Source organism: Streptomyces atroolivaceus (assembly GCF_000717025.1).
Taxonomy (GTDB): Bacteria; Actinomycetota; Actinomycetes; order Streptomycetales; family Streptomycetaceae; genus Streptomyces; species Streptomyces atroolivaceus.
The window spans coordinates 19681-31961 of record NZ_JNXG01000022.1 but is presented as its reverse complement, the minus strand read 5'-3'; the positions used below and the strand labels follow the sequence as shown (position 1 = coordinate 31961).

Here is a 12281-nt window from a genome sequence, read left to right as displayed (position 1 = left end):
CGCAGAAATGTTTGGGCGTCGATGAATTGGCGCACCGCGACTCCGCCGTGTGCGCGCGAGGCCATTCGGGGCCGCCGCCCGGGCGTCACGGGGCGGCGGCCGGGGGCGACCTCGCCGCGCCTGTGCGGTGCCCGGGGCGGGGCCCCGCGTGCCGGTTGTCAAGTGGCGTACACCACACCCGGTGGCCGGTGAACGTATGAGCTGCACCACGCGTGACCACGTGGAACTCGCGTACGCTGACGGCTCACTCGCCCGTCGATGCCGGGCCAGGGGGAGGCCGTGAGCCGGATCCCCGACGGTCTGCCGAGCGCGAGGGACTCATTGTGGGAGGTACGTACATGACTGGGACGTCCACGGCCGTGAGCAGGCTGCGCGCTGCGGCCGACGGTGCCAACCGCTGGGTCGTCCTGGTCGTCCTCTGTCTCAGTCTGCTGCTGGTCGCGCTCGACGCGACCGTGCTGCACGTCGCCGTCCCGGCCGTCACCGAGGACCTGCGGCCCAGTGCCGTCGGTCTGCTGTGGATCGTGGACGCCTACCCGCTGGTCTGTGCCTCGCTGCTGATTCTCTTCGGCACGCTCGGAGACCGGGTGGGAAGACGACGTGTCCTCCTCTTCGGCTACGCGCTCTTCGGGGTCGCCTCCGCCCTCGCGGCTACGGCCGACTCCGCCGGTGTGCTCATCGCGGCGCGTGCGCTGCTCGGCGTGGGCGGCGCGATGATCATGCCCGCCACGCTGTCGATACTCCGCCAGGTCTTCCCCGACCGCCGGGAGCGTGCCCTGGCCATCGGCGTGTGGACCGCGGTCGCTGCGGTGGGTGCCGCGACCGGACCGGTCATCGGCGGATTCCTCGTCGAGCACTACTGGTGGGGCTCCGTCTTCCTGATCAACATCCCGCTCATGGCCCTGATCCTCCCGGTCGGGCGCTGGCTCCTGCCCGAGTCCCGCGGTGAGGACGACGGCCCCTGGGACGTGCTCGGCGCACTGATGGCCGCGGCCGCCGTACTGGGCGTCGTGCTGGGGATCAAACGGATCGGCGGCGGCGAGGGGCTGCTGAACCCCGGCACCCTCGTCCCCCTGCTCGCCGGTGCCGCCCTGCTCGTCCTCTTCGTGCGCAGGCAGAAACGGCGTACGCATCCGCTCATCGACATCGCGATGTTCTCCCGGCCCGCCTTCACCACCGCGGTCGGCTGCATCGTGCTCGCCATGCTGGCCCTGGTGGGCCTGGAACTCATCGCGGTCCAGTACCTCCAGCTGGTCCTGCACCTGAGCCCCCTGGAGACCGGCCTGCGGCTGCTGCCGCTGACCTTCGCCGCGATGGCGGCCGGGGCCACGGGTTCGTACACCCTGAGCCGTGTCGGTCCCCGGCGGATGGTCGGCTGGGGCTTCGTGCTCACGGCCGCCTCGGTCCTCCTGCTGACGCTGATGGGCCAGCACGACCGGCCCGTGCTGCTCACCGCCGGCTTCGTGCTGCTCGGCTTCGGGCTGCAGTCCACGCTCTTCGGGGCGTACGAATCGATGCTGAGCGAGGCCCCCGCCGAGCGGGCCGGCGGCGCGGCCGCGATCGGCGAGACCTCGTACCAGCTGGGTGCGGGCCTGGGGATCGCGCTGCTCGGCAGCGTCATGAACGCCGCGTACGCGCCCGGACTCTCCCGGCTCCACGAGGAGGGCGTGCCCGCCGCCGCCGGATCGGCCGCGTCGCATTCGCTGGGCGAGGCCTACCAGGTGGCCGGGCGGCTCGGCGGCCCCATGGGGGACCTGCTGCGGGACACGGCCCGGCACGCCTTCGTCGAAGGCCTGCACGTCACGCTGCTGGTCAGTGCCGGCCTGCTGCTGCTCGGGGCGCTTGCGGCGCTGCGCCTGCCGGGCGTCATGGACTGCACTCCGGTCAAGGGCGCCTGCCGCGAGCCGGCGGCCAAGGTGCCGGGACAGGCGGCGGGCCCCGGACCGGCCGGGTCCGAACCTCACCGCGACGCCCTTCCGCTCCCGGCGAAGGACGCCCGGGGGCACTCGGTCCCCCGTCCCACCCGGCGCGAACCGGCCGAGGCCACGGGCTCTGGACGGGCGGCACGCTGAGCCGTAACGTCGGCACGGCGCCCTGACTACCACTGCTAGTTTCAGTACCGTGGCGCGCTTCTGTACCGAGCGAGCCGCCGGAGGCGTTCATGTCCACCACCGAGTCCGTGAAGCCGTCGAGGCAGCCGTTCGATCCGGGCGACCCCCTCGGCATCGACGACCTCCTCGAGCCGGAGGACCTCGCGATCCGTGGGACCGTGCGCGCCTGGGCCGCCGACCGGGTCCTCCCGCACATCGCCGAGTGGTACGAGAACGGCGAGCTGCCCGGCATCCGCGAGCTGGCCCGCGAACTCGGCTCGCTCGGCGCGCTGGGCATGTCCCTGCAGGGGTACGGCTGTGCCGGGGCGAGCGCCGTCCAGTACGGCCTGGCCTGCCTGGAGCTGGAGGCCGCGGACTCCGGCATCCGCTCGCTGGTCTCCGTCCAGGGCTCCCTCGCCATGTACGCCATCCACCGCTTCGGCTCCGAGGAGCAGAAGCAGCGGTGGCTGCCCGGCATGGCGGCCGGCGAGACCATCGGCTGTTTCGGCCTCACCGAACCGGACCACGGCTCGGACCCCGCCGGGATGCGGACGTACGCCGAGCGGGACGGCTCGGACTGGATCCTCACCGGCCGCAAGATGTGGATCACCAACGGCTCGGTGGCCGGGGTCGCCGTCGTATGGGCGCAGACGGAGGAGGCGGGCGGCGGCCCGGGGATCCGCGGCTTCGTCGTGCCGACGGACAGCCCCGGCTTCTCCGCACCCGAGATCAGGCACAAGTGGTCGCTGCGCGCCTCGGTCACCAGCGAGCTGGTACTGGACGGTGTGCGGCTCCCCGCCGACGCGGTACTGCCCGGCGCCACGGGGTTGCGCGGCCCGCTCAGCTGTCTCAGCCACGCCCGCTACGGAATCGTCTGGGGCGCCATGGGCGCGGCGCGGGCGAGCTTCGAGGCGGCTCTGGACTACGCGAAGTCCCGCGAGCAGTTCGGCAGGCCCATCGGCGGGTTCCAGCTGACCCAGGCCAAGCTCGCGGACATGGCCCTGGAACTGCACAAGGGCATCCTGCTCGCCCACCACCTGGGCCGCCGGATGGACGCGGGCAGGATCCGTCCGGAGCAGGTCAGCTTCGGAAAACTGAACAATGTGCGGGAGGCGATCGAGATCTGCCGCACCTCGCGCACGATCCTCGGGGCCAACGGGATCTCACTGGAGTACCCGGTGATGCGGCACGCCACGAATCTGGAGTCGGTGCTCACCTACGAGGGCACCGTGGAGATGCACCAGCTGGTGCTGGGCAAGGCGCTCACCGGACTGGACGCCTTCCGGTAGGGCCCTCCGGCGAGCGCCCTGCTCAGCTCTGGTTGAAGAAGCCGTCGGCGGGCCGGCCGGCGACTTCCCCGTTGACGACCTGGGTGTGGGCGGGGGTCAGCAGGAAGACTCTGGTCGCCACGCGCTCGATGGAGCCACGCAGTCCGAAGGTCAGTCCCGCGGCGAAGTCCACGACGCGCTTCGCGTCGGCGGGGTCCATCGCCGTGAGGTTGACGATCACCGGGACGCCGTCCCGGAAGAGTTCGCCGATCCCACGCGCGTCCCTGAAGCTGTCCGGGGTGACGGTGGCGATCCGGCGGCCCGTGTCCTCGGCCTTCTCGGAAACCACCTGCACGCGGGGGTCGGTCACCCATGGCTGATTCGTGCCGGTCTCCACATCCTCGGAGTACTCGTCGTCGTAGTACCGCTCGTCGTTGTCCTCCACGAGGCCCAGCCAGGCGCTCGCCTTGCGCACCGATCCCATGGACGCCTCCTCTCACCGCGGTTCGTTGGTGTTCCGCATGTCTTTCCTATCCCCATGGTCGTCCATGATGCGGATCCAGCGCCAAGGGGATAGCCGCCGCGCGCGCGATTCGTGACGCTACTGGTGCAGAACATGTGGCGATTCGTCAGGGTTCCTACCGCTAAAGGGGGCTTGCGGAAAGAAAATATGATGCTCCCGTCCGTCCGGGTGACCCGGCGGGCGTACGGGTGAACGGATGGCTCGATACGATGCACGCCGCGCCGGTGCACGTGCGCGGCTCGTCAGGTGAACGGCTCCCGGGGGATCGTCGTGTTCGGAATCGTGAGGCCTTGTACCCATCGGCTGTCCGAAGGGCTCAAGGCCGAGTGGATGGCTCATCTCTGCGGTCTGTGTCTCGCCCTACGCGCGGACCACGGTCAGTTCGCCCGCATCGTCACCAACTACGACGGCTTGATAGTCTCCGTCCTGACGGAGGCTCAGTCCGAGCGCTCCGCCGGGCAGCGGCGCACCGCGGGCCCCTGCCCCCTGCGCTCGATGCGGACGGCTCCGGTCGCCCGCGGCGAAGGGGCCAGGCTCGCCGCAGCCGTCTCGCTGGTGCTGGCCTCCGCGAAGGTGCGCGACCATGTCGCCGACCGTGACGGCCTGTTGAAGCGGCGCCCCGTGGCCGCCGCCGCACGCCGCGTCGCCGCGGGCTGGGACAGGGCCGGGGCGCGCACGGGGGCCGAGCTCGGCTTCGACACGGGAGTCCTGCTCGACGCCATCGGCCGGCAGACCGGGATCGAGACCCTCGCCGGGCCGGGCACCCCGCTGCTGACGGTCACCGAGCCCACCGAGACGGCCACGGCCGCGGCCTTCGCGCACACCGCCGTGCTCGCGGGCAAGCCGCGCAACGCCGAGCCGCTGGCCGAGGCCGGCCGGCTCTTCGGGCGGCTCGCCCATCTGCTGGATGCCGTGGAGGACCGCGAAGCTGACGCCGCGTCGGGTGCGTGGAACCCGCTCACCGCGACCGGGACGTCGCTCGCCGAGGCCCGCCGCCTGTGCGACGACGCGCTGCACGGCGTGCGCCTCGCGATGCGGGACGCGGAATTCACCGACGGCACGCTGGCGCACGTGCTCCTGGTGCATGAGCTGCGTCGCTCGGTGGACCGGGCCTTCGGGCCCGCCTCGTGCTCGCACCAGCGGGAAGGGCAGCCGTCGGGGGCGTTCGGCCCGCCGCCCGGCAACCCGTACGCGCCCACCCCTGGGGGCCCGCCCGGCCCTCCCGGACCGCCGCTGCCGCCCGAGCCGCCCCGTAACCGGCGCGGTCTCATAGCCGGCTGCCTGGTCTGGGCCGGTCTCGCCTGCACCTGCCAGCTCTGCTGTGCCGGCAGCTTCAACGACCCGTGGAGCGGCCAGGAGCGCGAAGGACTCTGTCACAAGAACGACTGCAACGACTGGTGCGAGGGCTGCTGCGAAGGCTGCAACTGCTGTGGCAAATGCTGCGACTGCTGCGATGGCTGTGACTGCGGGTGCAACTGCTGATCCGGCGCCGGGCGGCGGTTGCCGCCCCGACGCCGGGCAGCCGTCGCTGATGTGGCGTCAGGCAGCCGCACCCTCCGGATTCACTTGATCTCGGGCGGAGAGATCTGCGACGTCTCGATCGCCGACTTCCCGGTACCCCACTTCTTCAGGATGCGGTCGTAGGTCCCGTCCTCCTGGAGACCGTTGACCGCGGCCTGGAAGGCGGGAGCCAGCGGGGTGCCCTTCTTGAAGGCGAACCCGACGTCGAGCCGCTTGAACTCGTTGAGGAAGCGCAGCCCGTCCATCTGGGTCACGGCGTAGCGCAGTCCGTTGATCGTGGACATCAGGACGTCACTGCGGCCCTGCTGGAGCGAGATCCAGACGGCGGCCTGATCGGCGTACGTCTTGACCTCGTACGGCTTCTCGCCGGCGTCGGCGCACCGGTGCTTGTTCTCCTCCAGAGTCGCCTCGAAGGTGGTTCCGGCGCCGGTGCCGACGGTCAGGCCGCAGAGCTGTGTGAGATCGGTGACCTCCTTCAGCTTGCTGTCGTCACGGACGGCGAAGCCCTGCCCGTCGTTGATGTACGTGACGAAGTCGATCGTCTTCCGGCGCTCGTCCGTCACCCCGAAGTTGCCGGTCCCCAGGTCGTACTTGCCGCTGCCGAGTGCCGGCAGGATCGCCTCGAACGAGGCGACTTCGCGCTTCAGCTCCAGCCCGAGCGACTTCGCCACCGCGTCCGCGAAGTCGATGTCGGCGCCCGCGAGCGTCTTCCCGTCCTCCTCGTAGAACGCCCCTGGCGGGGCGCCGACGCTGGACGCGAGGGAGAGCGTGCCCGAGGCGCGCACGCCGGCGGGCAGCAGCTCCGCCGCGGCCTCGTTCTTCTTCACCGCCGAGACCACATCGGTCGTCGGGGTCTTCGCCCTGCCCGCGGGACCGGCCTGGGGGTCCGCCGGGTCCCCCGATCCGCACGCGGTCAGCGAGAGGGCGGCCACGGTGATCAGCGCGAAGGCGGCGTTGTGCCGGGATCGGGGCATGACGGAGTTTCTCCGGTTCGTCGACCGCGCTCCGGTGCCCGACGGGCAGGGAGCGTGGGTGCGGGAGATCAGCTGTACGAGGGGAGGGCGGAGCGACGCTGTGTACGTGAAGGCACGCAGGGGATTTCGCTCGAGCGCCGACGGGGGCGCGAGCGGGAGGAGCGGAAACGCAGCGGGGTCAGCTCAACAGGAACAGGACCACACGCGACCGAAGTCGATGTGGGAGCGGGTGACCAGCCACTGCTGCGAATGCATGGCCCAAGTGGAACAGGCATCCGGTTGTGCGTCAACCGACATGAGACGTACGGCTCACACTGCGGACAAGCTTGACAACGGCACCGGGATGGCGCTTTTCTCAGGAGCGGACCGGCGCTGAGGGGCCCGGTCCACGTTGTGTTCCGCGCTGAAGGCACGCCCCGTGTTCGATCTCTGCATCCACGGAGCCTTCGCATGTCCGCGCAGACAGAAATCCATGCCCCGTCACTTCCCTTCCCGCCTGGCGGGAACGCCGGCGAGGAAACCCCGCGCATCGTCCCCGTACGCCGGACCGGCCAGTGGGCGGCGGCCGTTGTCGTACTGCTCCTCCTCGCGGGCGCCCTGGTCTCCGTCGTCCGCAACGACGCCTTCCAGTGGGGCGTCGTGGGCGAGTACCTCACGACCGACGCCGTGCTGCGGGGCCTCGGCCTCACCCTGTGGCTCACCGCCCTCGTCATGGTGCTCGGCTTCGCCCTCGGCACCCTGCTGGCGGTGTTCCGGCTCTCCGGCAACCGGGTTCTCCAGGCGGTGAGCTGGGGTTACATCTGGCTCTTCAGGTCGACACCGATCCTGGTCCAGCTGCTCTTCTGGTTCAACATCGGCGCCCTCTACCCGCAGATCCTCGGCGTCGACACGGTCAACCTGCTGAGCCCGATCACCGTCGCCGTCATCGGCCTCACGCTCCACGAGGCCGCGTATGCCGCCGAAGTCGTCCGCGGCGGCATCCTCTCCGTCGAGCGCGGACAGCTGGAGGCCGCCCAGTCGCTCGGCCTCGGGCCCTGGCGCCGGCTCCGCCGGATCGTGCTGCCCCAGGCCATGCGGTCCATCGTGCCGCCCGCCGGGAACATGCTGATCGGGACGCTGAAGGGCACCTCGATCGTCAGCATCATCGCCGTGCAGGACCTGCTCTACTCCGTACAGCTCGTCTACCACCGCACCTACGAGGTCATCCCGCTGCTGCTGGTCGCCACGCTCTGGTACGTGGCCGTCACCTCGCTCCTGTCCATCGGCCAGTACTACGTCGAACGCCACTACGCACGCGGCACGGCGGGCACACGATGACCGGTGCTCCCGCCCTCGTGGTCATCGGCGCCGGACCGCGCGGGACCGGCGTCATCGAACGCATCGCCGCCAACGCCGCCGAGCTGTACGGCGGCCGGCCCCTGGACATCCACCTCGTCGACCCGTACCCGCCGGGCGGGGGCCGGATATGGCGGAAGGACCAGTCCCCGCTGCTCTGGATGAACTCCATGGCCGAGGACGTCACCATGTTCACCGACGACACGGTCCAGCTCGACGGCCCCGTCCGGCCGGGCCCCGCCCTGCACACCTGGGCCGCGGACGTCCGCGACGGACGGGCCGTCATCTCGGCCGGCCCCGGGGTGCTGGAGGAGATCCACGGCCTCGGCGACCAGGACTTCCCCAGCCGGAGGCTGCAGAGCGCCTATCTGCGCTGGGTGTACGAGCAGGCGCTCGCCGCGCTCCCGTCGGGCATCACCGTCCACGAGCACACCGGCCGCGCACTGAGCGTCCAAGGGCCTCGCGGCGGCCGGCAACGCGTCCGGATCCAGGGGCGCGCCGAGCCGCTCGTCGCCGACCTCGTCGTCCTCACCGTCGGCCACCTCGACGCCGAACCGGACGCGGAGCAGCAGGAACTGGCCGCCTTCGCCGCACGTCACGGACTGGTCCACCTGCCTCCCGACTTCACCGCCGACACCGACCTGACGGCCCTGCCCGCGGGGGAACCCGTCCTCGTGCGCGGCTTCGGTCTCGCCTTCATCGACCTGATGGTGCTGCTCACCGAGGGGCGCGGGGGTCGCCACGAGAACGGGACGTACGTCCCCTCCGGCCGGGAGCCCGTCCTGTACGTCGGGTCGCGGCGAGGCGTCCCGTACCACTCCAAGATCGGCTACACCTGGCAGGGCGAACGGCCGCCTCTCCCGCACCACTTCGGCCCCGGCGTGGTGGAGGAGATCCTGAACCGCCCCGGCCCCGTGGACTTCCGGCGTGACCTGTGGCCGCTGGTCGCCAAGGAGCTGGGCCACGCCCACTACCACCGGCTGTTCACCGCCCATCCCGAGCGCACCGCCATGCATCCGGCCGACTTCGAGGAGAAGTACGCCGCCGCCGATACCGGCAGCCCCGAGTTCGCGGCCCTCGTCGCCTCGGCCGTCCCCGATCCCGCGGACCGGCTCGACCTCGACGCCCTCGACCACCCGCTCGACGGGGTGCGCCACGACTCGTACGACTCACTGCAGGACGGGCTGCGCGCCTACATCACGGCCGACCTCGAACGCCGGCACGACCCCCGGCACAGTCCCGACCTCGCCGTGTTCCTCGGACTGCTCTCCGTCTACGGGCAGTTGACCCGTCTCGGCGACACGGGGCAGCGGTGGCACGGCTTCTTCAGCTACCTCGCCTCCGGACCGCCCGGGCCCCGGCTGCGCCAGCTCCTCGCCCTCTCGCGGGCCGGCGTCGTCCGGTTCCTCGGCGCGGGCATGACCGTCGAGGCCGACGAGGAGAACGGCGTCTTCCGCGCCCGCAGCGCCACCGTGCCCGGCGCCCGGACCGATGCCCGCGCCCTGGTCGAGGCCCGGCTGCCCGACCCGTCGCTGCGCACGACCCGCAGCCCTCTGCTGCGCGGGCTGTACGAGGACGGGGCCGCCGGCACCGACACGGGGCTGCTCTCCGTCGACCCCGCCGACGGCCGGATCCTGGACCGCGACGGCCGCCCCCACCCGCGCCGCTTCGCCCTCGGCCCGTACACCACCGCGCGCGCCAGCGGTGCCTTCACCCGGCCGCGCACCGGCGGCCCGGCTTTCCGGCAGAACGACGCCACCGCCCGCACGGTGCTCGCGTTCCTGCGCGACCTCTCCTGTCCGGACCGCCTCACCGCGTGAGCACGGCACCCCGTTCCGCACTTCTGTCCCGGAGGAACCTCCACCATGTCGCTGACCAGCGATCCACCCATCCATCCACCGGCCCCGACCGAACCCGGCGAGAAGCCGGCCGCCGACGAGTACGCGGCGCTGAAGGTCGTCCCCGTCCGCCACCCCTGGCGGTGGGTGGCCGTCGCCGCCACGGCCGTGCTGCTCGCCCAGTTCCTGAACGGCCTGATCACCAACCCCGGCTGGGAATGGGATGTCTTCGCCCGCTTCGTCACCACCGAGACCATCCTCCACGCCGTCTGGGTCACCCTGCAGCTGACCTTCTACGGCACGGTCATCGGCTTCGCGCTCGGCATCGTCCTGGCCTTCATGCGGCTCTCCGCCAGCCCGTTCCTCAGGGGGGTCTCGTACGCGTACATCTGGGCGTTCCGTTCGATCCCGCTCATCGTCCAACTGCTGTTCTGGTTCAACCTGGCGTACCTCTACAAGGAGCTCCAGTTCGGTATCCCCTTCGGGCCCGGATTCGTCGCCTTCGACACGATGAACCTCGTCGGCGCGATGAGCGCGGCCGTCCTGGGGCTCGCCCTGCACCAGGCGGCGTACGCGGCGGAGATCGTCCGGGGCGGCGTACTGGCCGTGGACGGCGGACAGCTGGAAGCAGCCGCCGCCCTGGGGATCCCCCGGCTGCGTCAGCTGCGGCGCATCGTGCTGCCGCAGGCGATGCGCTCCATCCTGCCGAACGCCGCCAACGAGATCATCTCCCTCTTCAAGGGCACCTCGATCGTCTCCGTGATGGCGATCGGCGAACTCTTCTACCAGGTCCAGGTCGTCTACGGCCGCAACGGCCGGGTGGTGCCCCTGCTCATGGTCGCCACGGTCTGGTACATCCTCCTGACCACCGTGCTCTCCGTCCTCCAGCACTACGTCGAACGTCACTACGCCAAGGGGGCCGTGCGATGAGCGCACCCACGAAAGAAGCCACGGGATCCGACGCCATGGTCGAGATCCGGTCCGTGCACAAGAGCTTCGGTCCGCTCGAGGTGCTGCGCGGCATCGACCTGTCCGTACGCGCCGGAGAGGTGACCGTGGTCCTCGGCCCCTCCGGGTCGGGGAAGTCCACCCTGCTGCGCACCATCAACCACCTGGAGAAGGTCGACCAGGGCTGGATCAGCGTCGACGGCACCCTGGTCGGCTACCGCAGGTCCGGCAACAAGCTGTACGAGCTGCGCGAGCGCGAGGTCCTGCGTCAGCGCACCCGGATCGGCTTCGTCTTCCAGAACTTCAACCTCTTCCCGCACCTCACGGTCCTCGAGAACGTCATCGAGGCCCCGATCGCGGCCCTGGGCCGCCCCCGCAAGGACGCCGTCGCCGCGGCGGAGAAGCTCCTGGCCCGCGTCGGGCTCGCCGAGAAGGCCGGGGCCTATCCCAAGCAGCTCTCCGGGGGCCAGCAGCAGCGGGTCGCGATCGCCCGCGCCCTGGCCCTGGAACCGAAACTGCTGCTCTTCGACGAGCCGACATCGGCGCTCGACCCCGAACTCGTCGGCGAGGTCCTCGACGTCATCAAGGATCTGGCCCGGGGGGGCACCACGATGATCGTCGTCACGCACGAGATCGGTTTCGCCCGCGAGGTGGCCGACACCGTCGTCTTCATGGACGAGGGACGGATCGTCGAGCAGGGGCCGCCCGCCGACGTACTCGACCGTCCCGTCCAGGAGCGCACCCGCGCCTTCCTCTCGAAGGTCCTCTGAGCATGTCCCACCGATCAAGGAGCAGTCACGTGTCCGTCCACCGCACCCTCGCCGTCGCTCTCGCCGCCCTCACCGCCGCAGGGCTGCTCACCGCGTGCGGCAGCAGCGACGCGGGCGAGGACGTGATCCGTCCCAAGGGCGAGAAGGACACCGGGATCAACATCGGCCCCGACCAGAACCGGATCAGGGGCGAGAAGGTGGACGCCATCGCGGCCCGGGTGCCCGACGCCGTCCGCGAGCGCGGCACGCTCCGGCTGGGCGCGAGCGCCGACGCCTCACCACCGCTCGGCTTCTACGCGACCGACGACAGGACCCGGATCGGCAGCGAGATCGACCTCGCCACCCTGATCGCCGACACGCTGGGCCTGAAGCCGGAGTTCGAGGAGGTCTCCTGGGAGAACCTCTTCGTCGGTCTCGACAGCTCCAAGTTCGACGGGGTCCTCTCCAACGTCACCGTGACCGAGGAGCGCAAGGAGAAGTACGACTTCGCGACCTACCGGCTCGACAACATCGCCTTCGAGGCCAAGAAGGGCTCCGGCTGGAAGGTGAAGGGCCCGGCCGACGTGGCGGGGAAGACCATCTCCGTCTCCTCGGGCACCAACCAGGAGAAGATCCTCGTCGACTGGAGCGAGGAGAACGTAAAGGCCGGGCGCGAGCCGGTGGAGATCAAGTACTTCCAGAAGGACACCGACTACTACCTGGCCCTCCAGTCGGGCCGCATCGACGCCTACCTCGGCCCGAGCCCTTCCGCCAACTACCACGTGGCGTCGGCCGGGCAGTCCGAGATCGTCGGCACGCTCTCCGGCGGCGGTGACGGTGTCCAGGGGAAGATCGCCGCGACCACGAAGAAGGGCAGCGGCCTCGCCGAGGCGTACGCGGCCGCGATCGACCACATCATCCAGGACGGTTCGTACGGCGAGGTGCTGAAGCGCTGGGGCCTGTCCAACGAGGCCGTGGAGAAGTCGGAGATCAACCCGCCCGGCCTCCCCAAGACCGAGAACTGACCCCGAGAGG

Annotated in this window: 10 protein-coding genes; 8 read left to right on the top strand and 2 right to left on the bottom strand. The window is 70.8% G+C overall.

What is annotated here, in order from left to right:
• Window positions 1-338: 338 nt before the first annotated feature.
• Window positions 339-2072: an MFS transporter gene (locus OO67_RS32630; protein WP_033305430.1), complete on the top strand. Its 1734-nt coding sequence runs from the start codon at window positions 339-341 to the stop codon at window positions 2070-2072.
• 89 nt (window positions 2073-2161) lie between these two features.
• Window positions 2162-3379, top strand: a complete 1218-nt coding sequence (locus OO67_RS32625) for an acyl-CoA dehydrogenase family protein (protein ID WP_033305429.1) — start codon at window positions 2162-2164, stop codon at window positions 3377-3379.
• Window positions 3380-3401: 22 nt separating this feature from the next.
• Here the strand turns inward: OO67_RS32625 and OO67_RS32620 are convergent, their stop codons facing one another.
• Window positions 3402-3842: a cell division protein SepF gene (locus OO67_RS32620; protein ID WP_033305428.1), complete on the bottom strand. Its 441-nt coding sequence runs from the start codon at window positions 3840-3842 to the stop codon at window positions 3402-3404.
• 309 nt (window positions 3843-4151) lie between these two features.
• On the opposite strand from OO67_RS32620, the gene OO67_RS32615 reads away from it, so the two are divergent.
• Window positions 4152-5363 carry a DUF5685 family protein gene (locus OO67_RS32615; RefSeq protein ID WP_208861115.1) on the top strand — a complete coding sequence of 404 codons (1212 nt, stop codon included), beginning with the start codon at window positions 4152-4154 and terminating at the stop codon, window positions 5361-5363.
• Between the two features lie 80 nt (window positions 5364-5443).
• On the opposite strand, the gene OO67_RS32610 is transcribed toward OO67_RS32615, so the two are convergent.
• Entirely contained in the window at window positions 5444-6376 is a 933-nt protein-coding gene (locus tag OO67_RS32610) for an ABC transporter substrate-binding protein (protein WP_033305426.1), read from the bottom strand.
• A 450-nt stretch (window positions 6377-6826) separates the two neighbouring features.
• Between OO67_RS32610 and OO67_RS32605 the strand changes: the two genes are divergently transcribed.
• The 5 genes from OO67_RS32605 to OO67_RS32585 are packed head-to-tail and all read left to right on the top strand — an operon-like array spanning window position 6827 to window position 12271.
• A complete protein-coding gene (locus OO67_RS32605; protein ID WP_033305425.1) occupies window positions 6827-7693 on the top strand; it encodes an amino acid ABC transporter permease in 867 nt (288 codons plus the stop codon).
• Window positions 7690-9531 carry an FAD/NAD(P)-binding protein gene (locus OO67_RS32600; protein WP_033305424.1) on the top strand — a complete coding sequence of 614 codons (1842 nt, stop codon included), beginning with the start codon at window positions 7690-7692 and terminating at the stop codon, window positions 9529-9531. Before OO67_RS32605 ends, OO67_RS32600 begins: the two co-directional genes overlap by 4 nt.
• A 45-nt stretch (window positions 9532-9576) precedes the next feature.
• Complete coding sequence (locus OO67_RS32595) at window positions 9577-10479, top strand: amino acid ABC transporter permease (RefSeq protein ID WP_033305423.1); 903 nt, start codon at window positions 9577-9579, stop codon at window positions 10477-10479.
• A 35-nt stretch (window positions 10480-10514) separates the two neighbouring features.
• On the top strand, window positions 10515-11267 hold the full coding sequence (locus OO67_RS32590) for an amino acid ABC transporter ATP-binding protein (protein ID WP_033305422.1): 753 nt from the start codon (window positions 10515-10517) through the stop codon (window positions 11265-11267).
• Between the two features lie 29 nt (window positions 11268-11296).
• Entirely contained in the window at window positions 11297-12271 is a 975-nt protein-coding gene (locus OO67_RS32585; protein WP_033305421.1) for an ABC transporter substrate-binding protein, read from the top strand.
• Window positions 12272-12281 lie beyond the last annotated feature (10 nt).

Bases quoted from the DNA above. Each gene is read 5' to 3' on its own strand.
- OO67_RS32610 (WP_033305426.1), bottom strand. From the start codon at position 6,376: ATGCCCCGATCCCGGCACAACGCCGCCTTCGCGCTGATCACCGTGGCC.
- OO67_RS32595 (WP_033305423.1), top strand. From the start codon at position 9,577: ATGTCGCTGACCAGCGATCCACCCATCCATCCACCGGCCCCGACCGAA.
- OO67_RS32605 (WP_033305425.1), top strand. From the start codon at position 6,827: ATGTCCGCGCAGACAGAAATCCATGCCCCGTCACTTCCCTTCCCGCCT.
- OO67_RS32625 (WP_033305429.1), top strand. From the start codon at position 2,162: ATGTCCACCACCGAGTCCGTGAAGCCGTCGAGGCAGCCGTTCGATCCG.
- OO67_RS32620 (WP_033305428.1), bottom strand. From the start codon at position 3,842: ATGGGATCGGTGCGCAAGGCGAGCGCCTGGCTGGGCCTCGTGGAGGAC.
- OO67_RS32590 (WP_033305422.1), top strand. From the start codon at position 10,515: ATGGTCGAGATCCGGTCCGTGCACAAGAGCTTCGGTCCGCTCGAGGTG.
- OO67_RS32630 (WP_033305430.1), top strand. From the start codon at position 339: ATGACTGGGACGTCCACGGCCGTGAGCAGGCTGCGCGCTGCGGCCGAC.
- OO67_RS32600 (WP_033305424.1), top strand. From the start codon at position 7,690: ATGACCGGTGCTCCCGCCCTCGTGGTCATCGGCGCCGGACCGCGCGGG.